The sequence below is a fragment of the Algoriphagus kandeliae genome (assembly GCF_004571135.1).
Classification (GTDB): Bacteria; Bacteroidota; Bacteroidia; order Cytophagales; family Cyclobacteriaceae; genus Algoriphagus; species Algoriphagus kandeliae.
In genome coordinates, this window is sequence record NZ_SPSB01000002.1 from 455,659 (window position 1) to 480,280 (window position 24,622).

The 24,622-nt window shown below is 41.2% G+C and carries 25 protein-coding genes; 11 read left to right on the top strand and 14 right to left on the bottom strand.

All coding sequences use genetic code 11. The annotated features are described in order from the left end of the window. Window positions 1-4: 4 nt before the first annotated feature. Window positions 5-958, bottom strand: a complete 954-nt coding sequence (locus E4S40_RS06575) for a pyridoxal-phosphate dependent enzyme (RefSeq protein ID WP_394345406.1) — start codon at window positions 956-958, stop codon at window positions 5-7. A 97-nt stretch (window positions 959-1,055) separates the two neighbouring features. Here E4S40_RS06575 and E4S40_RS06580 point away from each other — a divergent pair, with 97 nt between their 5' ends. Next, the gene (locus E4S40_RS06580; protein ID WP_135072421.1) at window positions 1,056-1,721 is read left to right on the top strand and encodes a peptidoglycan DD-metalloendopeptidase family protein; all 666 of its coding nucleotides are present in this window, start codon (window positions 1,056-1,058) and stop codon (window positions 1,719-1,721) included. 2 nt (window positions 1,722-1,723) lie between these two features. Here the strand turns inward: E4S40_RS06580 and E4S40_RS06585 are convergent, their stop codons facing one another. Continuing rightward, complete coding sequence (locus tag E4S40_RS06585) at window positions 1,724-2,497, bottom strand: type III pantothenate kinase (RefSeq protein WP_135072422.1); 774 nt, start codon at window positions 2,495-2,497, stop codon at window positions 1,724-1,726. A 62-nt stretch (window positions 2,498-2,559) separates the two neighbouring features. On the opposite strand from E4S40_RS06585, the gene E4S40_RS06590 reads away from it, so the two are divergent. Then, window positions 2,560-3,036, top strand: a complete 477-nt coding sequence (locus E4S40_RS06590; protein ID WP_135072424.1) for a GNAT family N-acetyltransferase — start codon at window positions 2,560-2,562, stop codon at window positions 3,034-3,036. 43 nt (window positions 3,037-3,079) lie between these two features. Here E4S40_RS06590 and guaB read toward each other — a convergent pair whose 3' ends face one another. The 3 genes from guaB to E4S40_RS06605 all read right to left on the bottom strand — a co-directional run bounded on the left by guaB (window position 3,080) and on the right by E4S40_RS06605 (window position 6,389). Beyond that, entirely contained in the window at window positions 3,080-4,558 is a 1,479-nt protein-coding gene (guaB, locus tag E4S40_RS06595; protein WP_135072426.1) for an IMP dehydrogenase, read from the bottom strand. Between the two features lie 170 nt (window positions 4,559-4,728). After that, entirely contained in the window at window positions 4,729-5,667 is a 939-nt protein-coding gene (locus tag E4S40_RS06600; protein ID WP_135072428.1) for a lytic transglycosylase domain-containing protein, read from the bottom strand. Then, window positions 5,667-6,389, bottom strand: coding sequence for an LOG family protein (locus E4S40_RS06605; protein ID WP_135072430.1), 723 nt, complete (start codon window positions 6,387-6,389; stop codon window positions 5,667-5,669). Before E4S40_RS06605 ends, E4S40_RS06600 begins: the two co-directional genes overlap by 1 nt. A 173-nt stretch (window positions 6,390-6,562) precedes the next feature. Between E4S40_RS06605 and E4S40_RS06610 the strand changes: the two genes are divergently transcribed. From E4S40_RS06610 to E4S40_RS06625, 4 genes are all read left to right on the top strand, one after another. Next, window positions 6,563-7,162: a YkgJ family cysteine cluster protein gene (locus tag E4S40_RS06610; RefSeq protein ID WP_135072432.1), complete on the top strand. Its 600-nt coding sequence runs from the start codon at window positions 6,563-6,565 to the stop codon at window positions 7,160-7,162. Between the two features lie 62 nt (window positions 7,163-7,224). After that, window positions 7,225-7,593 carry a phage holin family protein gene (locus E4S40_RS06615; RefSeq protein ID WP_135072434.1) on the top strand — a complete coding sequence of 123 codons (369 nt, stop codon included), beginning with the start codon at window positions 7,225-7,227 and terminating at the stop codon, window positions 7,591-7,593. After that, window positions 7,574-7,954 (top strand): hypothetical protein, encoded by a 381-nt coding sequence (locus E4S40_RS06620; protein WP_135072436.1) that lies wholly within the window; start codon window positions 7,574-7,576, stop codon window positions 7,952-7,954. The genes E4S40_RS06615 and E4S40_RS06620 overlap by 20 nt, the downstream gene beginning before the upstream one ends. Next, complete coding sequence (locus E4S40_RS06625) at window positions 7,926-8,705, top strand: geranylgeranylglyceryl/heptaprenylglyceryl phosphate synthase (RefSeq protein WP_135072438.1); 780 nt, start codon at window positions 7,926-7,928, stop codon at window positions 8,703-8,705. Before E4S40_RS06620 ends, E4S40_RS06625 begins: the two co-directional genes overlap by 29 nt. On the opposite strand, the gene E4S40_RS06630 is transcribed toward E4S40_RS06625, so the two are convergent. The 6 genes from E4S40_RS06630 to panC all read right to left on the bottom strand — a co-directional run bounded on the left by E4S40_RS06630 (window position 8,691) and on the right by panC (window position 13,938). Further along, complete coding sequence (locus E4S40_RS06630; protein ID WP_135072440.1) at window positions 8,691-9,617, bottom strand: AraC family transcriptional regulator; 927 nt, start codon at window positions 9,615-9,617, stop codon at window positions 8,691-8,693. The two genes, E4S40_RS06625 and E4S40_RS06630, sit on opposite strands and share 15 nt — an antisense overlap. A 140-nt stretch (window positions 9,618-9,757) precedes the next feature. Further along, window positions 9,758-10,897, bottom strand: a complete 1,140-nt coding sequence (locus E4S40_RS06635) for an acyl-CoA dehydrogenase (protein ID WP_135072442.1) — start codon at window positions 10,895-10,897, stop codon at window positions 9,758-9,760. 96 nt (window positions 10,898-10,993) lie between these two features. Continuing rightward, entirely contained in the window at window positions 10,994-11,680 is a 687-nt protein-coding gene (locus tag E4S40_RS06640) for a zinc metallopeptidase (RefSeq protein ID WP_135072444.1), read from the bottom strand. Between the two features lie 32 nt (window positions 11,681-11,712). Further along, window positions 11,713-12,717: a lysylphosphatidylglycerol synthase transmembrane domain-containing protein gene (locus E4S40_RS06645; RefSeq protein WP_135072446.1), complete on the bottom strand. Its 1,005-nt coding sequence runs from the start codon at window positions 12,715-12,717 to the stop codon at window positions 11,713-11,715. Beyond that, window positions 12,717-13,064, bottom strand: a complete 348-nt coding sequence (gene panD, locus E4S40_RS06650; RefSeq protein ID WP_135072448.1) for an aspartate 1-decarboxylase — start codon at window positions 13,062-13,064, stop codon at window positions 12,717-12,719. Before panD ends, E4S40_RS06645 begins: the two co-directional genes overlap by 1 nt. Window positions 13,065-13,089: 25 nt before the next feature. Continuing rightward, window positions 13,090-13,938, bottom strand: a complete 849-nt coding sequence (gene panC, locus E4S40_RS06655) for a pantoate--beta-alanine ligase (RefSeq protein WP_135072450.1) — start codon at window positions 13,936-13,938, stop codon at window positions 13,090-13,092. 124 nt (window positions 13,939-14,062) lie between these two features. Between panC and E4S40_RS06660 the strand changes: the two genes are divergently transcribed. From E4S40_RS06660 to glmS, 3 genes are all read left to right on the top strand, one after another. Beyond that, complete coding sequence (locus E4S40_RS06660) at window positions 14,063-14,875, top strand: glycogen/starch synthase (RefSeq protein ID WP_135072452.1); 813 nt, start codon at window positions 14,063-14,065, stop codon at window positions 14,873-14,875. Next, a complete protein-coding gene (locus E4S40_RS06665) occupies window positions 14,814-16,193 on the top strand; it encodes a DUF4270 family protein (protein WP_161971780.1) in 1,380 nt (459 codons plus the stop codon). Before E4S40_RS06660 ends, E4S40_RS06665 begins: the two co-directional genes overlap by 62 nt. Window positions 16,194-16,314: 121 nt before the next feature. After that, on the top strand, window positions 16,315-18,156 hold the full coding sequence (gene glmS, locus E4S40_RS06670; RefSeq protein WP_135072456.1) for a glutamine--fructose-6-phosphate transaminase (isomerizing): 1,842 nt from the start codon (window positions 16,315-16,317) through the stop codon (window positions 18,154-18,156). 24 nt (window positions 18,157-18,180) lie between these two features. Here glmS and E4S40_RS06675 read toward each other — a convergent pair whose 3' ends face one another. Then, window positions 18,181-18,417 (bottom strand): Kazal-type serine protease inhibitor family protein, encoded by a 237-nt coding sequence (locus E4S40_RS06675; RefSeq protein ID WP_135072457.1) that lies wholly within the window; start codon window positions 18,415-18,417, stop codon window positions 18,181-18,183. 116 nt (window positions 18,418-18,533) lie between these two features. Between E4S40_RS06675 and prfA the strand changes: the two genes are divergently transcribed. Next, a complete protein-coding gene (gene prfA, locus E4S40_RS06680; protein ID WP_135072459.1) occupies window positions 18,534-19,610 on the top strand; it encodes a peptide chain release factor 1 in 1,077 nt (358 codons plus the stop codon). A gap of 84 nt (window positions 19,611-19,694) precedes the next feature. Continuing rightward, window positions 19,695-20,219, top strand: a complete 525-nt coding sequence (locus E4S40_RS06685; RefSeq protein WP_135072461.1) for a GNAT family N-acetyltransferase — start codon at window positions 19,695-19,697, stop codon at window positions 20,217-20,219. A 17-nt stretch (window positions 20,220-20,236) separates the two neighbouring features. Here the strand turns inward: E4S40_RS06685 and E4S40_RS06690 are convergent, their stop codons facing one another. Together E4S40_RS06690 and E4S40_RS06695 are read right to left on the bottom strand one after the other, a co-directional pair. Further along, window positions 20,237-21,469, bottom strand: coding sequence for a cystathionine gamma-synthase family protein (locus tag E4S40_RS06690; RefSeq protein ID WP_135072463.1), 1,233 nt, complete (start codon window positions 21,467-21,469; stop codon window positions 20,237-20,239). A 215-nt stretch (window positions 21,470-21,684) separates the two neighbouring features. Further along, window positions 21,685-24,495: a YCF48-related protein gene (locus E4S40_RS06695; RefSeq protein ID WP_135072465.1), complete on the bottom strand. Its 2,811-nt coding sequence runs from the start codon at window positions 24,493-24,495 to the stop codon at window positions 21,685-21,687. Window positions 24,496-24,622: the final 127 nt, after the last annotated feature.

Consider the following 24,622-nt stretch of genomic DNA (forward strand, 5'->3'; position numbering starts at 1 on the left):
TTTCCTAAAAAGGCAATTTACCCAAATCTACATTTCCTCCAGAAAGGATAATCCCTACTTTTTTCCCTTTGAATTGCTCTTTATTTGCCAATAAGCCTGCTAATGGAACAGCGCATGAAGGTTCGATGACGATTTTCATTCGCTCATAAATGAGACGCATGGCTTCAATAATTTGAGGATCAGTAGCTAGCAAAATATCTTTCACGTAGCGGCTGATGATTTCAAAATTTATATCACCCAAAGAAGTCAATAAACCATCTGCGATAGTCTGAGGATTGGTTTGGGGAATGATCCTTCCAGCTTTCAAAGAACGATAGGCATCATCTGCACCTTTGGGTTCGGCACCATAAACTTTTACTTCCGGATCCCAGTAATGGGCCAAAAGTGCTGTTCCTCCCAATAGTCCACCGCCTCCAACAGGAGCAATTAAGCATTCTAGGTCAGGCTGATCATCCAAAAATTCCAAAGCGCAGGTTGCTTGTCCTTCTACGACGTCCATGTAATCATAAGGCGGGATAAAAGTAGCACCGGTTTCTTTCACTACTTTTTCCAAGGTCGTTTCCCTCGCCATCAAATTGGGTTCGCACTCGATGATTTCTCCGCCATATCCTCGAACGGCCTTTTTTTTGATTTCGGGAGCATTGGAAGGCATGACAATGTAAGCTGGGATTCCTATCACTTGTGCCGCTCTGGCTAAAGCCGCGGCATGGTTTCCACTACTGTGAGTGGCCACTCCCTTGGCCCGTTCCTCTTCGGAGAGTTTCATAACGGCATTTGCAGCCCCACGGGCTTTAAAGGCTCCTACCTTTTGAAAATTTTCGCATTTGAAATAAATCTCACAACCTGCAATTTGGTTGATCGCGGAAGAAGTCAAAATCGGCGTTCTATGGATAAAGGATTTGATGCGGATCAGCGCGAATTTGATGTCGTTTAAGGTAGGAAAAGCCATGTCTTTCATATTCGAAAATTAAAAAATCGTGAATCAAAATTGACTCTTTCCAGAATAATTTTCCCAATCTCTTTTTTTGGATTCCTTCAAATAGTTTTCTTCGGGTATGGATTGGAATTCAATAATAGCATTCCCTGTAATGGGAGAAAATTTGACGGCTGAAAATACCCTTCCTATGGATTTCAGTGCCCAAAATCAGACTTTGAAAGAAGTAGATCTTGGAAACACGGAGGCTTTTAACCAGTATGTTTTTGCTCAGTTGGAACAAGCTCAGAAAACCTTTGGTATAGGGGGGTATTTGGAGAACCGAGCGATATATCAGCGATCGGAAGTGTTTGCAACGGATCAATCGGATTTCCGAAATATCCATTTAGGAATTGATATTTGGTGTAAGGCCTGGACTCCTGTATATGCTCCTTTGGATGGGATAATCCATAGCTTTCAGGATAATGCTGGCTTTGGAAATTATGGAGCTACGTTGATTTTGGAGCATGATCTCGGGGAGAAAAAGCTATATAGCCTGTATGGTCACTTAGCCCAAAAAGATTTGAAGGAATATTCAGTTGGAAAGGAAGTAACAAAGGGGGATCCAATAGCACATGTCGGCCCTTTCCCAGAGAATGGAGATTGGCCTCCTCACTTGCATTTTCAATTAATGTGGGACTTGGAAGGAAATTGGGGAGATTATCCAGGTGTTTGTTCTCAACGAGAAAAAGAGCATTATGCGGCTAATTGTCCCGACCCTAATTTGATTTTAAGGTTTCCTTCATAGGACTAAGCCTGATTGATTTGAGTGATCAATCGGATTCCATCCAAAGTCAGGTAGCGGTCTATTTCTTCGAATTCATCCCTAAGTGTGGTCAAAATTGCAGAAAGACCTCCTGTGGCAATAATTTTAAAAGGAAGTGGTTTTTCATTTCGAATTGTTTGCAGCATGCCTTTCACCAATCCCGTATATCCATGTAGGATTCCTGCCTGAATCGCATGAATGGTATCTTGGCCTATGGCTGATTTTGGAAATTCAAGCGAAACTTCCGGTAACTTAGAAGTATTCATAAACAAGGCTTTGATAGCCGTTTGAAGGCCAGGAACAATGTTTACTCCTAATACCTGCCCTTTTTCATCAACCACCGTGAAGGTAAGTGCAGTCCCAAAATCAACCACGATGAAAGGCTGATGGAATTTTTCCCATGCAGCCATGACATTGCACATCAGGTCAGTTCCGATTTCATTGGGACGACGAGCTACAACTGGAAGCTTCTTGTAGCTTTTTGCAGAAATCACATAGGCCTTTTTTCCGAAGAAATTTTCACAAAACTGCTGAATGGTGTCTTGGATTTCCGGAACCACCGAACTAAATCCAATTAGTTCGATATCCTTTGGATGGATATCATGCTCCAAAAAATACAATGGGACCTTTTTACTCAATTGTGAAATTAGACGTTCAGTCTTGGTTTCCAATCGGAATTGGTTAGTCCATTTTTGAGTTTTTTCGTCATAAAGCGCAAAAACTACATTAGAATTGCCTGCATCGATGGCTAGAAACATGCTATTTGGAGGTTTTGCCTAATTTAGGCTTTCCTTAATGAAAATTTAAATCCTCAACGAATATGTATACAGTCCGAGAAGGAAAAATTGAAGATTTACCCCGTGTCCTTGAGTTGATCAAGGAGTTGGCTCTTTATGAAAAGGCACCTGAGCAAGTGACCAATACCTTGGAACTAATGGAAAAGGATGGGTTCGGTCCCAATCCGGTTTACGGACTTTATGTTTGTGAGAAAGATGAGACGGGAGAAATTATCGGAATTGCTATCTACTATTACCGATATAGCACTTGGAAGGGAAAGCGAATGTATCTGGAAGATATTGTGGTCACAGAGACCGAGCGAGGAAATGGAGCTGGAAAATTATTGTTTGAACGAGTGATGGCGAAGTCTCTAGAAGAGGGCTGTACTGGTATGATGTGGCAAGTCCTGGACTGGAATGAGCCAGCAATCAACTTTTATAAAAAATATGGGGCAGACTTAGAAGCAGGATGGTTGAATGCCCATTTGCAGGATTATGAAATAAAAGCTTTGCTGAAATGAAAATAAAAAACCCAACGATTTCCGTTGGGTTTTTTTATGATTCTTATCCTTTCAAACTATAGTTAGGAGCTTCTCGAGTTACACTAACATCATGTGGGTGAGATTCTTTCACACCGGCTGCGGTTATTTTTACAAACCGACCATTCCTTTGGAGATCTTCCACTGTTTTGGTACCGCAATAGCCCATACCTGCCTGAAGACCACCAACTAATTGATAGAGGACCTCAGCTACGAGGCCTTTATAAGGCACTCTTCCCACAATGCCTTCAGGAACAAGCTTTTTGATATTGTCTTCAGCATCTTGGAAGTATCGGTCTTTGGAGCCTGATTCCATGGCTTCAAGAGAACCCATACCACGGTAAGTTTTGAATTTTCTTCCTTCGAAAATGATCATTTCTCCAGGAGCTTCTTCTGTACCTGCAAGGAGAGAACCGATCATAATGGAACTTGCGCCAGCGGCGATGGCTTTAACCAAATCACCAGAATATCGGATACCACCGTCTGCAATTACCGGTACATTTCTAGTCTTTAGGGCTTCTGCGCATTCAAAAACTGCAGAAAGCTGAGGAACGCCTACTCCGGCAATTACCCGAGTAGTACAGATAGAGCCAGGACCGACACCCACTTTCACCGCATCGGCACCTGCTTCAGCTAGTGCAATCGCAGCTTCTGGAGTAGCAATATTTCCTACAATGACTTCCAAATCCGGGAAGGCTCCCTTAATTTTTTTACAAGTATCGATTACTCCTCGGGAATGACCGTGCGCTGTATCAATTGAAACGACATCTACCCCGGCTTGTACCAAAGCCTCAACCCGATCAACAATATCAGCAGTTACCCCAACTGCAGCTCCTACTCGTAGACGCCCGTATTCATCTTTACAAGCGTTTGGCTTATCCTTTCTTTTCAGAATATCCTTGTAGGTGATCAAGCCCGTGAGCTTGTCATCTTCGTCTACAATAGGAAGTTTTTCGATTTTATATTCCTGAAGAATTTCCTCTGCCTGTTCCAAAGAAACCCCTGACTTTGCAGTAATGAGGTTTTCTTTCGTCATGATTGACTTAATTGGAAGACTATGATCCTTGATAAATCGAAGATCTCGGTTAGTGATAATTCCTTTTAGGACTCTGTTTTCATCCACTACTGGAATTCCACCAATGTGATATTCACGCATAATTGCCTCGGCATCCTTGACTTTGGCATCGATATGTAGGGTGATTGGATCCAAAATCATCCCCGCCTGAGAACGCTTCACCTTTCTAACTTGGGCAGCTTGCTTCTCAATGGACATGTTTTTGTGGATAAAACCAAGACCACCTTCCAAAGCAATAGCAATCGCAAGTTCAGCCTCTGTGACGGTATCCATAGCAGCGGATACAAGAGGGATGTTTAAGCGAATTTTTTTGGTAAGCTGGGTGGAGGTGTTGGTTTCGCGGGGCAGTACTTCGGAGTAACCCGGAACAAGAAGCACATCGTCATAGGTGAGTGCTTCGAAGAGGAACTTATCAGAATTTAGATTCATAGCAAATATCGGTTTGAGGTAACCCTATTTGCCCGCCAAATGTACAAACAATTTCTCAGGCTAAAGCAAGCCATCAAAAAAAATAATTGGAATTTGACCAAAAACTCCCTGAATAATAGAATAATATTCGCCTGAGAGGAAGATTTGTCTTTTTAATTGGTGTATTCAATCTATCTCTCAGGCAAAAGAATTTGGTAGGTTTTTCCTCTTCTGACATTCAAGTTTCTTTCCCGAAGCCAAGGGTTATAAATTTTTAATTCCTTGTAAGTGTAACCTTTGGATTTTGCCCATTCTGCTAGATTGGAAATGTCTTGATTAACCTCAATCGCCTGAAGTGGAGGATCTTGGTAGTAATCTTTCTCCCGAAGATTAAAGCCGTAGGCTTTTGGGTTTTCAAAAATGACTTTAAAAGCTAATATTCGGAACATGTAACGACTAGTCTCATCATTAAGGAGTAAGTGATAATAATCCTCTTCGAGTTGTTCCTTTTGTCGTTTCGAAAAACCTGTTTGCCCCATATTATAACTAGCGGCAACAGAAGTCCAGTTACCAAATTTATTGTGAGCTTCTGTCAAATACTTAGTAGCTGCAAGGGTAGATTTTTTCCAGTCATAGCGCTCATCGATATTCCGATTGACTTCCAATCCATAATCTTTGGCTGTGCCTTGCATAAATTGCCAAAAGCCCTTGGCACCGGCAGGAGAAGTGACATTCATCAAGCCGGATTCTGCAATTGCCAAGTATTTAAAATCTTCAGGAATTCCTTCCTCTTTTAGAATCCTTGTGATTTCATCCAAATATTTTCCTGATCGCTTCATTAAAAGAATCATGTTGGATTGCCAATACGCATTCACATAGATTTCCCGCTCCAATCGCTCCAGGATATCTTGATTATCAAGAGGTACAGGTTCTCCTGCGAAAGTCAGACTTTCGGGAATTGGGAAAATCCTCACTGAGTCTAAAGGAATTGGAGAAAAACCCTGCGAGGAAATTGGAAAACCTGAGTCAGTTGGAGTCGATGGAGAAGATTGCTTCCAAAGCAAATAACCAAGCATTGCCATACAAATAGCAATTAATCCATAGATCGCATTGAGGTGAAAGCGATTCATTAGAAGTTCGGACTGAGAAGATATTTACTGTAGAAGTCATCGATGACTTGAACTGCTTCAGTTGCATTTTCTACGACACAAAACAAATCCATATCCTCAGGGCTGACATATTTGTTGGCCAGAAGGGTTTCTTTGATCCAATCGACCAATCCTTCCCAATAATCTTTTCCTACTAATACGATTGGGAACCTACCAATTTTATTGGTTTGGATGAGAGTTAATGCTTCGAAGAATTCGTCCATTGTTCCAAAACCTCCCGGCAAAACCACAAAACCTTGGGAGTATTTCACAAACATGACCTTTCGGACAAAGAAGTAATCGAAAGTCAAAAGTTTATCACGATCGATGTAGATGTTATTGAATTGCTCAAATGGAAGCACAATATTCAAACCCACTGATTTTCCTCCTTCGGAATGGGCTCCTTTATTACCCGCCTCCATTATACCAGGTCCACCACCTGTAATAACACCATAGCCATGGCGGACTAGTTTGGCGGCAATTTCTTCCGCCATTTGGTAATGTTTGTGATTTCTAGGGGTTCGGGCCGAACCAAAAATTGAAACGCAGGGGCCGATTTTTGCAAGCTTTTCAAAGCCTTCCACAAACTCAGACATCACTTTAAAAATTGCCCAAGAGTCTGCACTTTTTATCTCACTCCAATCTCTTTCTTTAAATGCTCTTCTGATTTTTTCTTCCTGTTTCTTGATCTCTTGATTGGTCATATTCTAATAGTATTTTCATTCAAAACGAATCGAGCGACAAAAGGTCGATGAAACTCGAATTAAATTTTTCTAAAAACGATCAGGGAATGTACTGTGAAGGTAGAAAATTTTTGCAGGAGCTGGTATCAACAAGCTTGTTTTGGTGGTAATTTTGAAGGCTAATTATTGAAATCTTGAAACTGAGCGAAAAGTCTCAAGCTGTTTTGGAATTATTCCAGGACCTTGAAATTGAGAGTAGGGCTTTTGCCGAGAGGGCTGATTTGGGTTGTGTGGTTGGTTGTGGGAAATGCTGCGCCAATCCTTCCATTCCGGCTAGTCCTTTGGAATTTCTCCCTTTGGCTTTTGAGCTTTATGAAAATGGAGCCGTTGAAGCCAGCATCCGGCTTTTGGATTCATTGGGAGAAAATGGATTTTGCTTGCTCTATAGACCTACAAATGAAGATGGGTCTAAGGGATTCTGTGGAAATCATTCCTCACGGGGATTGATTTGTAGACTTTTTGCCAGTGCTGCCCGCCGCAATAAACATGGTCTCAAAGAATTGATTATTTGCAAAGTCTTAAAGGAGCAGAAATCGGATCAATACCATCGTGCAATCCAAGCAGTCCAAGAGGATTTAGAAATTCCATTAGCAGCGTCTTATTATGGAAGGCTTAGTGATATTGATGCTCATTTAAGCCAAACTTACCCGATCAATCAAGCGATAAGAATGGCTATTGAAATGGTCCTGCAGTATAAATTCTATGAAGAATCTGAATCGGCAGAGGAACTCTGATTTTTTTGCTCTTTGCAATTGGAGTATATTAGAGCATTGAAATCATCTTTTTCGCTTTTCATATGGTGAATATTTCTGAAATCAGCCAAACAATCCGCAAACTCGTTGAGACACGAATAAATTTGATCAAGGAAGAAATCCAAGATCAAGTAATGGGTGTGGTCACAAGGGTGCTCCTCTTAGTAATTATCGGTGGATTGATGTTGCTGGTCCTGTTATTTTTTAGCCTTGCACTAGCCTTTTTCTTGAGTAGTGTATTTGAGTCGACCTATTCAGGCTTCCTTTTGGTAGGATTGTTCTATCTATTACTGGTAGTTGGCCTTTATTGGCTTCGGTATTCACCTTCTATTCGAAAAGAAATTCAGGGTGGAATGAGCAATTTTATTTTTGACAATAGCAAAAAAGAAGAAGATGGCGAAGAAGGAGCTTGAAAATCAGGCAGAGGAATTGGAGCAAACCCTTCAAAAACAATTGGATTTGCTAAAGAAGGATTCCGAAGACTGGCTCAAAGTCGGAGGGGCTGTGCTCGCAGGAGGCTTATTGGCATATTCCATCGTCAAAATGACCAAACGAAAAAAAAACCGAAAAACAGCTAAAGCTTTGGAGGTTTTAGAAAGGGAGGGATTGTTGGATGAAGAAATAAAAGAAAAACTCAGCAAACCACAGAAGTCCACTTTTTGGCCTAGTCTAGGACAGCGATTGTTGTTGGTAGGTTTTGCATTGGCTCAAGAAAAATTATTAAAAAAATTGATAGCACCTGAAGATGCCGAAGCAGCAGAGAAAGGTGAGTAACGCTATTCAGCAGCTTTTTGAAAATAAAAAAAAGGGTGTTGCTTGGCTGATTGATCCGGGGAAATTTGATCCTAATTCCATTTCTGATGTTTTCTGGGAAAACCTTCATGGGCTGGAATTAGACCTGATTTTGGTAGGAGGGAGTCAGGATGAATCATCTGATTTGGGAGAATTGATCCAATTTATTAAAGAAAGAACAAGCCCAATCCCCGTAGTACTATTTCCAGGTTCTTATCAGCAAGTTTGTCCTGAGGCTGATGCGATTCTTTTTATGAGTTTAATTTCAGGAAGAAACCCCGAGTATTTGATTTCTCAACAGGTTCAAGCCTCCAGGACAATCCAAAATTCCGGTTTGGAGGTTTTACCTACTGCCTACTTATTGGTTAACGATGGGGAAATTTGCAGTGTACATCGCAAATCAGGAACCCTTCCCCTCTTAAATGAAGAGCTTGATTTAATCCTTGACACGGCTCTAGCCGGGAAATTTCTAGGGATGAATTATGTTTATTTGGATGCAGGAAGTGGATCTTCTTCCTCGGTTTCTACGCGTGTAATTCAGGCTGTTTCTTCAGAACTTAGGCTCCCGCTGATTGTAGGTGGAGGGCTAAACAAACTCAAAAAAATCCATCAATGCTTTGAAGCTGGGGCGGATTTAGTGGTTATTGGCAATCAGATAGAAAAAGACCCCGACTTTTTAGTCGAGGTCCTGAATTTTAAGAAGTTTTACAACGAAGAATTACACGTTAATTAGCGATTCTCTTCTTCGCATTTTGCCTGCCGGAACTCCATACATCATTTTGAATCGACGGCAGAAATAAGCTGTGTCCTTATAGCCGACCTCTTTACCTATATCTCGGATAGATTTCTTTGTGGTTCGCAATAAATCAACTGCAGCCTCCATACGTTGGTATTCAATGTAATCCTGAGGGTTGATTCCTGTCAACATTTTAAAGTATTGACCCACGTAATCTTCAGATACATTTGCCACTTTGGCAAGAACTTTATTGGACAAATCTCCTCCTAAATTGCTCTTGATGTATTTGAATAATTCGATGAGGCGAGGGTCTTTGAAGTAAGTGACGTTGGTAGAAAGCTCTTCCACGAAGAGGCGGTTTTTCAGAATATGTCTTAAAACTTCGATCACCAAGGTTTCAGTTAAAGCTCGAAGGATTCGCTCTTTTCCTACGCTGCTTTGTTCCATTTCCTTCATGATATCTTCAATCAAGATGGCGATTCGATCATTGAATCGGATAATGAAAGCTGGAATGTCAAGGCTGTTGAAGAAGTTGACTACATCGAAGACCTTGGATTCAAAGCTTACGACCGAAATGCAGTCTTCCTCAGAATTACGAATATCTTTAAAGCTTATGCTTTGCAAGTATTTCCGCTTGCTTTCAATAAAGTGCTCCATGGGTACTTCGGCCCGCTTGTTTCCTCCTCCAATGGTTAATGGGATCTTTTTTTCACCGGGCAAAAAGAGAACTTCCCCTTCATTGACTAATTCTTGTTCGTCTCCAAATTTTAGGGTACCATGATGGAGCAAAATCAGCATGTTGTCAAATTCCTTGTGATCAGGAATAAAAACGGGCTTTTCAACCTTATAATTGAAACCTCTTAAAAAGCGAATATTTACTGATTCAATAACCTTATTGTAATATTCCATTATTTTTTTTCAATATATTCCGACTCACAAAAATAGCACTTTTCCAACTAAGATTTTATAAAAATCCATGTTAAAAGTGAAAATAAATTAAAAAAGGCGCAATTTTTTGAATTGCGCCTCTGATTTAAGTGATAATCGGTTTATCGGAGAATGCCTCTGGATATAACTATTTTTTGAATTTCTGAAGTGCCTTCGTAAATCTGAGTGATTTTTGCATCTCGCATTAGGCGTTCTACATGGTATTCTTTTACATATCCATAGCCTCCGTGAACTTGTACTGCTTCCACGGTAACATTCATAGCCACTTCAGAGGCATACAGTTTTGCCATAGCTGATGCATGTGCGTAATCTTCACCTTGGTCTTTGAGCCAAGCAGCCTTGTAAACTAGCATTCGAGCTGCCTCAATTTGAGTAGCCATATCCGCTAATTTAAATTGAATTGCCTGATGTTGACTGATAGGCTTACCGAAAGCTTTTCTTTCTTTGGAATAAGCCAATGCAAGTTCGTATGCGCCGGCAGCAATTCCTAATGCTTGTGCGGCAATACCAATTCTACCTCCATTGAGGGTTTCCATAGCGAAAGTGAATCCAAATCCTTCAAATCCGATTCGGTTTTCTACCGGAACCTTGACATCGTTGAACATCAAGGAATGGGTATCGCTACCTCGGATACCTAGTTTGTCTTCTTTTTTTCCTATGATAAATCCATCCCAGCCCTTTTCAACGATAAAGACGGAGATTCCTTTATGCCCTTTACTTGCGTCTGTTTGTGCAATTACCAGATATACGCTGGCAGAAGATCCATTTGTAATCCAGTTTTTGGTACCGTTCAATACATAGTGATCACCTTCCAATCTCGCCTCTGTGCGCTGAGAGGTGGCATCAGATCCTGCTTCTGGTTCGGAAAGGCAAAAAGCACCTAGGATTTCTCCGGTTGCAAGTCTTTTAAGATATTTCTCTTTTTGCTCTTCGGTTCCGTATTTTTCAAGTCCCCAGCAAACCAAAGAATTATTGACTGACATGGAAACTGAAGCGGAGGCGTCGATTTTGGAGATTTCTTCCATCGCCAAAACATAAGAGATGGTATCCATACCTCCTCCATTATATTTTGGGTCAACCATCATTCCCATAAATCCCAACTCTCCCATTTTTTGGATTTGCTCCTTTGGAAAGCGGGCTTCTGTATCTCGTTCAATGACACCGGGAAGAAGTTCACTTTGAGTAAACTCACGGGCTGCATCTCGTACAGCTAAATGCTCTTCAGTAAGTTGAAAATTCATCTGTGTTTTATTCGGGTTTATTTAGATTCGGAAGTTATATTAAAAAAAGAAAAGGGGCAAAATGTTGCCCCTTTCCGAATTTAATTTTGATTTGAATCAATCTCGGTTTCCAAAGAAAATAAAAATATAGTAAGCCAAAGTAGCCAATGAAGCTAGTGCCGCTACGACATAAGTCATGGCCGCCCATTTCAGTGCATCTTTAGACATGTCATATTCATGTGCCGTTACGATGTTTCGATTTTTTACCCAAGCCAAGGCGCGGTTTGATGCATCAAATTCTACAGGTAGGGTTACCAAAGTAAATAAGGTCATTACCCCATATGAGCCCACTACGATGAAGCCTATCCACTGATAAGGAAGTCCTAATGCAAAGCCACCGAAAAGCGAAGCGATTAATACTACATTCAAAATTTTTCCGGAGATATTTTGAATCGGAACCATTGCTGATCGGAAGTTGAGCCAAGCATAGCTAGTAGCATGCTGTACGGCATGGCCACATTCGTGAGCTGCTACGGCTGCGGCAGCAGCATTTCTTCCATAGTAGACTTCAGGACTTAGGTTGACCGTCTTATTCATGGGATTGTAGTGGTCAGTAAGTTGACCTTCTACGGAAACCACTTGTACATCATGAATATTATGATCCGCCAACATCAATTTGGCGATCTCAGCACCTGAAAGATTTGCCTCCAAGGCAGTCTGAGAATAGCGCTTGAATTTGCTTTTTAATCTGCTGCTCACCACGAATCCGAGGATCGCAAAGACAACAACAATAAGTATAATCATAGTCGTTTTAAATTTCTGGATTGATTACGAATTTACTCCCTTACGGGTTTATTCCAAGCAGGCTTTTGCATCATATAAATCCATGAAATTAGACCTGCCACTAATATTAGCACCAGCTGTGTCCCATGGATAATAGCCGCAAAGATTTTTCCATCCTGCTCAGCAATTCCCAATTGTATCAAAATAAAGGCCACCAACGCATGGAAGGTGCCAATACCCCCTTGAACTGGAGCAACCATGCCAATACTGCCCATTACCATGACCAGGAGTACTTCGCCGCTTGACAAATTGGCAGTACTTGCAATCCCTTTGGATACTGCGAACATGGTTAAAAAATAAATTACCCAGATCATCAGGGAGCTAATCCAAAATCCCCACGGATTTCCAAGTCGTGCTATTCCTTTTATTCCAGAATAAATTTCGCGTAGAAAATTCTGTGCCTTTAAAATCAGGCTGTGTTGTCTGAATTTTCTAAAAAGAATGTAAAGGAAGAGTACCAAGACTCCTAGTCCACCCAAGATAATCGGAAGGTTTTGTGTAGCCTTTTGAAGAAGAAACTCCAGATTCACCAATTGATTGGCTAGACTTATGAACAGTTGGTTTTCCACCAAAAAAGCCATTGCAATAGTTCCCATCAAGAAAACCAAGTCTATAGATCTTTCCAAGATCACGGTTCCCAGCAAGTGGCCAATTGAAATTCCATTGGTTCGGCTGAGTATTCCACAGCGAGCAACTTCTCCTGCGCGTGGCACCAATAAATTGGCTAGGTAGCCTACCATCACGGCATGATACGAATCTCCGCTGCTGATAGGTTTACCTTCCTTTGAGTCCATCAAAAGGGTCCAGCGCCAGCCCCTCAACCAAAAACCAAAAAGAGAAATAACCAAAGAAAACCCAATCCAGATCCAATTACTGCTTTGAACTTGGCTCCAAAGTGTGTCGATTTCGATATCCCGATAAAGAAACCAAAATATCCAGATTGCCAATCCTAAGGATAGGAGCACCTGAATAGTTTGTTTGATTCGGGGGTGAAGCATTAGATCAATCGGTTATGGTCGTCCGGAAAAATTACCACAGGTTTGTATTTTTTTGCTTCCTCAAAATCCATTCCTGCGTATGAAATGATGATAATAATGTCTCCAACAGCTACTTTTCGTGCCGCTGGACCATTCAGGCAAATTTGCCCGCTGCCTCGCTCGCCTTTAATCACGTAAGTTTCCAAACGCTCTCCATTATTGATGTTGACAATTTGGACTTTTTCGTTTTCGATAATGTTGGCTGCGTCCATCAAATCTTCATCAACGGTAATCGATCCCACATAATGAAGTTCCGCCTGAGTGACTTTCACCCGGTGGATTTTGGACTTCATGACTTGAATATGCATTGGTTTAGTTTTTCAGCCCGCAAACTTAAGAAATTACAGGGAGGTTGTCGATTAATCTGACTTCTCCCACATAGGCGGCTACACATAGGGACGCCTTTTTAAGAGTGCTAAATTCAGTGGAAAGCTCGAATCGATCCGGTTCTACCAGTTCAAAATACTCCAAATCAACTCCTTCGGTTTTCTTAAATTCTTGGTGAATCTTTTTTTGTACCTCCAACCAGCTTTTTCCTTCCAATAGTTCCTTTTTGGCTAAAACCATGGACCTATAAAGAATGAGGGCTTTTTCTCTATCGCTTTTGTTTAGTCTTCTGTTTCGTGAAGAGAGAGCTAGACCGTCTTCTTCTCTGCGAGTAGGGACAATCTCTAATTGGATAGGAAAGGAAAGATCATTTACCAATCGTTTAATGATGGCAACTTGCTGAAGGTCTTTTTGTCCGAAAAATGCCAAGTTTGGCTGGATCATATTGAAAAGTTTGGAAACAATAATTCCAACCCCATTGAAGTGTCCTGGCCGGAAAGCTCCTTCCAATACCCGCTCCAGGGGTCCGAAGTCAAATTTCAGGTTTGTTTCCTGCGGATACATGGTTTTGACTTCTGGAACGAAGACGTAATCTACCCCGGCTTTCTCCAGTAATTCCAAGTCTTCTTGAAGGCTACTTGGGTACTTTTCGAAATCCTCTGGATTATTGAATTGCGTAGGATTGACAAAGATGGAAACAACGGAAATGTCTGCTTGCTGTATGCATTGAGCAACCAAATCAAGGTGTCCCTCATGTAGCGCTCCCATTGTTGGGACAAGACCAATTGTCGAATTATTTGATTGAAATTGAAGCCTGATGGATGTCCATTCGGCCCCTGTGTAAAATACCTGCACGCGTCGGGTAATAGTTTGGGGAAATTGCCGCAAAACTAGATTAATATTCAGAAAAACAAGGCTTTTCAGGCTTTTTTTATTATCTTTGTGCCGTTGTTTATCACTTTACTTAAAAACAATTAATATGTCCAAACTACGTATCCTCTACGTTGCCAGTGAAATCAACCCCTTTCTCCAAACTTCAGAAGTAGCCAATTTCCTAAGAACTCTCCCTCAAGCCATGCAAGAGCGTGGAATGGAGATTCGTATTTTGGTTCCTCGTTTTGGGCTGATCAATGAGCGCAAAAACCGACTTCATGAAGTGGTGAGACTTTCAGGGATTAATATTGCCGTGGGCGAAGAAGAAAAACCCCTAGTTATTAAAGTAGCATCCATCCCGCAGGCAAAATTGCAGGTTTATTTCATTGACAATGAGGACTACTTCCAGCGTAAAAGTGTATTCCATGACAAGCAAGAAAACTTCTACGAGGATAATGACGAGCGGGCCATATTCTTCTGTAAGGGAGTGATCGAAACAGTCAAAAAATTGGGATGGGCTCCTGACATTGTACACTGCAATGACTGGATGACTTCATTGATCCCTATGTATTTGAAGACTACCTACAAAAACGAACCTCTCTTCAAGAATACAAAATCCGTATTTGCTATCTACAACAATGGATTTTCTCATACCTTTGGCGATGATTTGTTAAACAAGGTTAAGATGGTGGACATTGATGACACGATTTTAGCACCTTTGGAAAGCAAAGACTTCGAAGGCTTTATCCGCATGGGTATGGAATATGCCGATTTAGTAGTGAAAGGCGGCGAAGTCTCCGATGAATTAAACCAACTAATTGAGGATTTCTCTAAAGACAAGAAGTTTGAAATCAGCATTGAAGAAGAGGAACAAGCTCACGAAGAGCTCTACGATATCTACACCAATTTGGCAGGCTAAGTGGACAGCCCTTGCCGTTGTATTCACAATTTTCTTTAATTCTTGTTCCGACCCGTCTTCCGTAGGGATCGAATTGGCACCGGGAAACAACCAAGTGGGCGTTTTCTTCACCGAGTTCGAGCTTCCTGCGGAAGTCGTGTTGTTGGACTCATTCAATACCACCAACCAAAGCTTGTTGGTAGTAGGGAATGAGGAAGACCCCTATTTTGGAAAAACTTCCAGCACGGGTTTTACTCGGATGTTTTTTGAGGTGACTGATGAGCGCCCAAAGGCAGAAGCTATTCTAGATTCCATGTTTTTCTCAGTGGATATCGTTTCCGTCAATGGTCAGAATCTGGATGAACCCAAATTTTACAGTATTCATCGCCTAACTGAAAGTATCCTCGATACCCTTTATTATAACTTCAGTGAACTTGCCTATGAGGAAAATCCAATTGCGAGTTCGGAGGTTGAATTTGGAGAAACAAAGGATACGACGATCTTAATGACGGTAACTCCTGAATTTTCTGAGGAGCTTTTTGGTAAACTAAAGCGAGGTACGGAGTTCAATAATATTTTCACCTTTAGAGACTACTTCCCCGGCGTTGCGATTAAAGCAAGAGAGGGAGATAATACCACCATTGGTGTGAATTTAGGTTCTCAAACTGCAATCTTGACTTATTTCCATTATCCGGGGGATACTGTAGCCACCTCTTTTGAAATCAACACGGCATCTTCCCGAAGTTTTAATGGAGTCAAAAGTGATCGTAGTGGTACTCCAACAGAAGTCGTGGTAGAAAAACAAAAGGCCTATCAAACAGGAAATCTGGTAGGAATGAAAGCTAATCTCGGGATGACGATCAAAGTTGACAGTTCACCAATTGATGAGTTTTTGGATACTTTATCTGGAGTAATTTTCAAACAGGTCCAATTAGAAATCGGCGAAATCGAAACTGTTCCTGAAGGTCAAAACCCTCCTGCTTTTTTTGTTTCCTACTTTACCGATGATAGCAATGAGATTTTGACACGCGCTGATGGTCAGCCATTGACAATTCAGCGAGACGGTCAGCCTCAAAATATCCTGGATGAAAATGAACAAACCATACCTGCAGTAATTGCTCCAGCTATTGGAAGTTATAATTCTACTCAAGGGACCTATGTTGTGGGGATTACCTCTTATCTAAATGGAATTTTTAGAGGTGAGGTTACCAGAAAAGATTGGTTGCTATATGGAAACTCATCAGAGACTACCGGAGATGATTTCAAACGGTCCTTGAGGCAGTTTAAAGTCCAGAATAACAGATTAAAAGTCAAAGTGATCTACTCGAAAATCCGTTAAACAATCGATTTCGAAAAAGTATTCTGAATCCACTTTCAAATTTTACGGAAGTGGATTCTTTTTTTTGGCACGAAAGCTGTTTCTTTGTGCAAGTTCTAAAAAACAAAAAGAATTTTTCAATATGTGTGGAATTGTTGCATATGTGGGGCAGCAAGAAGCTTTACCCATTATTATTAAAGGACTAAAAAGACTCGAATATCGAGGCTATGACAGTGCAGGAGTTGCTTTGTTAGATCAAAATGGACTCAGTATTTACAAAAAGAAGGGTAAGGTTACTGAACTTGAAAAGCACCTCGAATCCAATGGCGAAATCCATTCTAAAATTGGAATAGGCCATACTCGTTGGGCTACTCATGGAGAGCCAAATGATGTAAATGCTCACCCTCATTATTCTTCTTCTGAAAAACTCGCGATGATCCATAATGGGATCATTGAAAATTATGAAGTGTTGAAAAAAGACCTTCTTCAGAAAGGATATACTTTCCAATCCGAAACAGATACGGAGGTTTTCATCAAATTCATTGAGGATATTCAGTTGCATAATAACTGCTCATTGGAAGAGGCACTTCGACTTGCCCTTCATAAAGTAGTAGGAGCTTATGCCATTGTGCTAATCAACCTAGAAGAACCGGATACCTTAATTGCAGCGAGAAAAGGATCTCCTTTGGTGATCGGTGTTGGTGAAGATGAATATTTTTTAGCTTCCGATGCCACTCCTATCATCGAGTATACCAATAAGGTAGTGTATTTGGATGACTATGAAATCGCGGTTATTCGAAATAACCGCCTTCAGGTGAAAACCATCGAAAACGTAGAAACCAACCCCTATATCAACCAATTGGAGTTGGAGCTTGAAGCGATCGAAAAAGGTGGCTATGACCACTTCATGCTTAAAGAAATCTATGAGCAGCCAAAATCCATTGCAGACTGTCTTCGTGGTCGATTGGATGCCAAGTCAGGTAGATTGGTTTTAGGAGGCTTGCGGGATTACATGAAAAAATTCCAAAATGCTGAGCGAATCATCATCACAGCTTGTGGTACATCTTGGCATGCTGGATTGGTAGCGGAATATCTGTTTGAGGAATTTGCTCGGGTACCCGTTGAAGTGGAATATGCCTCTGAGTTCCGATACAGAAATCCAGTGATTAATGATCGAGATTTTGTAATCGCTATTTCTCAATCTGGTGAAACAGCAGATACCCTTGCTGCGATTGAATTAGCTAAATCAAAAGGAGCTACCATCTTTGGTGTTTGTAACGTAGTAGGTTCATCCATTCCAAGAGCCACTCACGCAGGTTCTTACACCCATGCTGGTCCAGAGATTGGTGTTGCTTCAACCAAAGCTTTCACTGCGCAAATTTCTGTATTGGCGATGATGGCCCTGAAACTTGGTTATCACCGTGGAACCTTGCCTGAAGGAAAATACATCCAGTTATTGCATGAATTGGAGTCTATCCCTGGAAAGGTAGAGAAAGCTTTAGAGACCAATGATATCATCAAGTACATTGCCGGTGAGTATAAAGATGTGCGAAATGCGCTTTATCTAGGTCGTGGATACAACTTCCCAGTAGCTTTGGAAGGAGCTTTAAAGCTGAAAGAAATTTCTTATATCCATGCGGAAGGTTATCCTGCTGCTGAGATGAAGCATGGTCCTATCGCTTTGATTGATGAGGAAATGCCTGTGATTTTCATTGCAACGCAGGACAGTTCCTATGAAAAGGTCATCAGCAATATCCAAGAAGTAAAAGCCAGAAAAGGAAAGGTGATTGCCGTAGTGACTGAAGGGGATACTCAGGTAAAAAATATGGCAGACCATGTCATCGAAATTCCTGAAACTCATGAAGCCTTTGCTCCATTAGTAGCGGTGGTGCCATTGCAATTGCTTTCGTACCATATTGCAGTTATGCGTGGATGTAATGTGGATCAGCCAAGAAATTTGGCAAAATCTGTAACTGTAGAATAATCAAAAGGCCCTGTTTTCAGGGCCTTAATTTTTTTCATCACATGCTCCTTGGGTAAAGGAAGTTAGCCCTGAATTGATGGCCACACATTCATTGCTGTAGGTCTTTCCATCACATCCACAAACAGGGGCATATAGCGTGATACAAGCTGCATCTAAGTTGATTTTAGACTTGTCGATGCAATCATGAAGTTGGGTGTCTTCTGAACATTGTGCTAACCCAATAGCTAGAAAAAGGAATACAGAAATGCGGAAAGCTTTCATGGCAATCAATTTACGAATGCTAAACGAAAGATTGGATAGAAATGATACAACGCAAATGCTGTCGCCTCTCATGAAGCGAGAATTAATCCTTACTTTTGCGAAGCGAACAAAGAACTATGCTGGATAAATTACAAGCACTTAAAGAGCGATTTGAAGAAGTAGGACAGCTTTTGATCCAACCGGACACCATGTCCGATATGAGTAAGTATACAAAGCTTACCAAGGAATACAAGGATTTGGAAAAGGTGGTCAAAGCTTATGATGAGTACAAGCTGGTATTAGAAAATATTGATAGCTCCAAGGAAATCCTTGAGAAGGAAAAAGACCCTGATTTTCGAGAGATGGCAAAGGCCGAACTGGAGGAGCTCAAGGAAAGGAAAGTTGATTTAGAGGAGCATTTGAAGCAATTGCTTATTCCTAAAGACCCCAATGATTCCAAGGATTGTATTTTGGAAATCCGAGGAGGTACCGGAGGAGATGAGGCGGCGATTTTCGCAGGGGATTTATTCCGCATGTATCAGCGATTCTGCGAAATGCAGGGCTGGAAATTGACCGTTTTGGATTTGACCTTTGGTTCTGCTGGTGGCTATAAAGAAATCATTGCCACAGTCTCTGGTGAAGATGTCTATGGGATGCTAAAATATGAATCAGGTGTTCATAGGGTGCAGCGAGTACCGGCTACCGAATCCCAAGGCAGAGTGCATACCTCAGCCGCATCCGTTGCGGTTTTGCCGGAAATGGATGAAGTGGAAGTTCATTTGGACATGAATGATATTCGGAAGGACACCTATTGTTCATCCGGCCCAGGAGGACAGTCTGTCAATACAACCTATTCAGCGGTTCGCTTGACGCATAATCCGACAGGTCTTGTTGTCACTTGCCAGGATGAAAAATCTCAGATCAAAAACTTTGAAAAAGCGCTGAAAGTACTCCGTTCACGTTTGTATGAGATAGAATTAGCTAAACACAATGAGTCAGTAGGGGCTCAGCGAAAATCCATGGTGGGAAGTGGAGACCGATCCGATAAAATCCGAACCTATAATTACCCTCAATCCCGGGTTACGGATCATCGGATTAACAAGACCGTGTACAACTTGCCCGAAGTAATGGATGGTCATATTGAGGAATTTATTTCAGCTCTTCGTTTAGCGGAGAATCTGGAAAAAATGCAAAATTCTGGCTTAGAAGAATAAATCGACCATTTGCGTAAATGTGTGGGTATTTTTGTAGATTGGTGAGATAGCTACTTATCTTACTTATTGATAGGATCTGTTTTTATGATATTAGCAGGAGAAAGAGAAATTAATTTGGTCAATTGGAATGAAACTCATTTTCATCAGCTGTACCCTTTGGCCAATAACCCCAAAATAGCCATGAATCTTCGGGATAGCTTTCCGCAACCCTACACGATTCATGATGCGAGGCATTGGATTGAGCATAACCAAAAATTCAATCCTCCTCAAAATTTTGCAATTGAGTTTGAAGGTAAGCTAGCCGGAGCCATTGGCTCGGAGCGAGGCAAAGATGAACTTAGCACAAATGTGGAATTAGGCTTTTGGATTGGTGAACCTTTCTGGGGTAAAGGAATTGCAACAGAAGCGATAAAGCTATATACCAGCTACCTTTTTGATCGTTTTGATATACAGCGGATTTTTGCTCAGGTCTATGACTACAATGGAGAATCCATGCATGTTTTGGAAAAGGCAGGTTATGTGCCTGAAGCTATTCTTCGAAAAGCCTACATTAAGCGAGGAAGTATAGGGGATATCTTCCAATATGTAAAAATTAGAGGCGAGGAATAATCCCCGCCTTTTTATTTTTAGACTTGGTCTAGAGCTTGGGATATATCCCAAATAAGATCCTCAAAGTATTCCACTCCGATAGATAAGCGAACCAGGTTTTCAGAGATTCCGATCTCGGCCCTATCCTGTTCATCCACATCACTATGGGTCATGGTAGCAGGGTGCTCAGCAAGGGATTCTGTACTACCAAGAGAAACGGCCAGTTTGAATAATTTCAATCCATCCAAAAACCGAAATGCCGCATCCTCTCCTCCGATCACATCAAAGGAAACCATTGCGCCAGCACAACTCAATTGACGCTTGAAAATTTCATATTGAGGGTCATTTTCCTCTAAATGACCTAGGTAATAGACCTTGCTTACTTTAGGGTGATTCCGTAAGAAATTAGCCACTTTCTCAGCATTTTGGGCCTGCTGCGTCATTCGAACTTTCAAAGTTTCCAAGCTACGCATTAGCAACCAACCTGTCCAAGGTCCGGCCATATTGCCCAGGAAAGTTCGTAAAGTCCTAACTCGCACCATCAATTCTGATCTTCCTAGAACTGCTCCAGCAATCAAATCAGAGTGGCCTCCAATGTATTTGGTAGCTGAATAAACAACCAAATCAGCTCCCAATTTTAGCGGGTGCTGCCAAAGAGGTCCCATGTAGGTATTATCTACAACTACATAGACTGGATTTTCAGGAGTACTAAGCCGGTCTGCTACTTTTCGGCAAAGCTGTAAGTCAAATAGTGCATTGGTAGGATTTGCTGGAGTTTCTACATAGATGAGGCGAATTTTCTTTCCTTCTGCCAAAGTCATCAAAGATTCCTCATCCATAAAATTGGTAAAACCTACTCCTTGGATTTGGTATTGGGGAAGTACTTTATTGATAAAATGGTCTGTACCGCCATAGACAGGTTTACTATACAATAAGGCATCTCCTGGTCTTAAAAATTCAAGAAGGACTGTGGAAATAGCAGACATCCCACTTTCGAAAACAGCGCATTCGTCTGCACCATCCCATAAGGTAAGGCGCTCTTCTAAAATCTGTAAGTCAGGATTGTTTAATCTGGAATAAATTAGTCCAGGTTGTTCACCCGGTGATTTTTCTCGTTTGCCATAGGCAATTTCAAAAAACTCCTTTCCTTCACGGGCACTTTTGAAGACGAATGTGGAGGTTTGAAAGATGGGACATTTGACGGCGCCTTCTGACCACTCGGGATGGTAGCCATAGGACATCATGAGGCTTTCAGGTGCTAGGGATCTCATGGTTATATTTGGGTTTAAATATTTCCCAAATCAGGATATTTTTTTTCGATTTTTCAAATTTTAAATCCTAATAATATTTTGTCTAAATTATATTTTCAGGAACATATTTTGAATTTGCCTAACAAAAAGTATATCCTTTTTTAAACACCAAATAAAATTTGGTAACGATTCAGTTTTTGAACCTTTAAAAAAATCCTATACGGATGAGAAATTTTTTAATGAACTACAATCTTTCTCACAAATGTATTCTGGGGACCCAGTAATCGAATAAAATACATGCCAGGCTTCAAATCAGTAAATTCCAAGCTTTCCAAACCTTGAGGAATTTCATGTTGAATTAAGGCTTGTCCTTGACTAGAAATTAATTCAGCTTGATACCAGCGATCCAAAAATTCTGCTTTGATATATAAGGTACCCGAACTAGGATTAGGATAAATTTTTAACCCTTCCAAATCAGGTGAGGGCTCAAGTCCTGTAATCAGACTTACCTGAATAGGCATAGTTCGAGCCGGCCCGAAATCACAAGCATTTTGAGCTGCAACACTTAGCACGAACTCTCCTTCTTCTTCCCAAAGGACTCGAATAGACTCTGTTCCTTGACCTGCTAGGATTCGTCCACCTCCATCAATAGTCCATTGATAATTTAAGCCTTCTTCAACTTGAATTTGATAGGTAAATTCTCCCGGGGGAACAATACTTTCTCCGGAAATCTCGGAAGGTTGTTCTGGTAAAGCAGAAATTTGAACTGGGAGTTTGATAGGAGGATTGGTTCCGCAGGAATTTTGGGGTACAGCGATTACTTCGGTAAATCCAGGTGAATTCCAACGAATTTCCACAGATGAGGTTCCTTGGCCTGAGATGATTTCTCCCCCTTCGGAGCTCCAGTTATAGCTCACACCTTCTAGATTTGGGAGAGAATAGGTCTCGGTTTGGTTGGTGCAGGTGGCACCTTGCCCCTCGATTTGAAGAGTTTGTGGGGGCAGATCGGAGACAATGACTTCGATATAGGACGTTTCGCCGGTTCCACAAAAATTTTGACGACTTACAAAGACACCCTTTCTTCCTGGGTCAATCCATTGAACTTCTATTTGGGATGTCCCTTGCCCAGAAATAATTTCGCCACCATCTACCCTCCAAACGATGGTGGAACCCGGAATGGGGCTATCTTCGATTTGGTAAGTTTGGGATTGAAGGCAGGTTTCACTAGGTCCTTGAATCTCGCTTAGAGTTCCCTCCGGGGGAGTACAATTGTATCTTATAATGGTACCGTCATCCCCTACAGCATAGGCAATCAAGGGAGTTCCAGCACTTATTCCATGAAGGTCTCTGGAAGTTCCGGTTTCAATTTGTTGCCAAGTTTCGCCTCCATCTTTGGTAGCAAGGGTTAGCCCGTTTTTACCCGATATAAAACCGTATTGATTATCAAAAAAATCTACCGAGAGTAAATCCTCTGAGATTTCAGTTTCTATCACTCGCCATGAAGTAGCCTTATCCTCTGTTTTTAGAATTGTTCCTTTATTGCCAACTACGATAGCTGTAAATTCATCCAACTTGGCAAGGCCATTTAAATTTTCTGTGGTTGGGGAATTCATACTAGACCATTGGATTCCGCCAGTCGAGAAAGAAATTTCTCCTCCATCTCCAATTGCTATTCCATAGACAAAATCAAAAAACATGACTGCCTTGAAGTCTTTTTCAGTATCCGTAGTCGGGAGATCATTCCAACTGTCTCCTGAATTGAATGAACTAGCAACAAAGCCATCATTTCCGGCAACGTAGAATACAGATGGAGCGAAAAGATAAAAACCATTAATGACATTGCTTTCGGGGGGAGTTACGTCAAGCCAAGTGCTGCCTGCATTGGTGGTTCGGTAGATTTTTGAGCTCTCTGTAGAAACATATCCAAAAGAGCCATTCCAAAAGCTCAAACCACGAATTGTGGAGGATTCGGGAATGGGTCTTGCAACCAAACTTTGTGCGAAATTGGATGTAACGAATAATTTCCCTTCCTCACCCCCAATCAAACCATATCGATCCGTTTTGAAATCAACCTCCAAAAAGTCAATGTCTTGACCAGCTTGACGCTGAGTGTAGCTCGCTCCGGCATTTGTAGAGGAAATAACATACCCAGTTTCTCCGACAGCCCAGACCACATTTGAGTTGGGTAAATAGGCTAAATCAGCAAGATTTCGATTATTTCCGGCTCCTAAGTTAGCAATGGAAAAAGTAGCTCCTTCATTTGTAGATCGAATGGCAGCGGCATCTTCTCCAACGACTGTAAAAATTCTGGCATCCAAAGCAGAAATTGCAACCTCTTTAAGATTTTTTGTGAGGCCGGAATTCAGAGAAGTCCATGTTTCTCCAAAATCCTGTGTTTTTAAAATTGTCCCGTTTTCACCAACTGCATACCCAACCTCCCTTGATGAAAATGCGACACCAAATAAATTGTTGGTGGTTCCACTAATTTGATTTTCGTATAGATCTCCTTGATCCCAACTTCGGAGAATTAGACCCTGGCTTCCGACTAAGAAAAGAGAGTCGTTATTGATGAATTCACCGCCATAAATCTCTTTTTTTGGGTAAGGGGAAATGTCTTCCCATTTTCCTCCAAAATCTCGGCTCCGTATAACTAAACCGCTTTCTCCAATTAATAGCCAGGTGTTATCTCCATTGAAAAGAACTTCATTCCAATTATCCGAAGAAGTGATTTTTTCAGACTTCCAGCTTTCCCCACCATCACTTGTTTTTAAAATCAGTCCATTCTTACCTACAGCAAAACCTTCTGAGTCAGAGTTAATGTGAATAGCGAGAATATTTCCTTCAAATTTGAAAGGGATTTCACTCCAGGTTTGTCCACCATCCTTAGTTTCAATAAGTAAATTTTCACCTCCAGCTATCCCAGTTTGGCTATCGATCCAAAAAATTGCTGAAAGATCCAATCCCCAGCCCTGCATTCGGGTCCAAGTTTGCGCTGCTAGACTTGCTGATAGAAAAATAAAAAATAAGGCTAGGCCGACTCGTTTCATTTTTAAGAATTCTATTTAAACAAAATTAAGTGATTTCCCCACTTGTCAAAGTTTGTATATCGTTCGCCAAACCAATTCCCTTCATTGCTATCATTTATGCCGATTGATTAGTAGATTTAGCTTATTC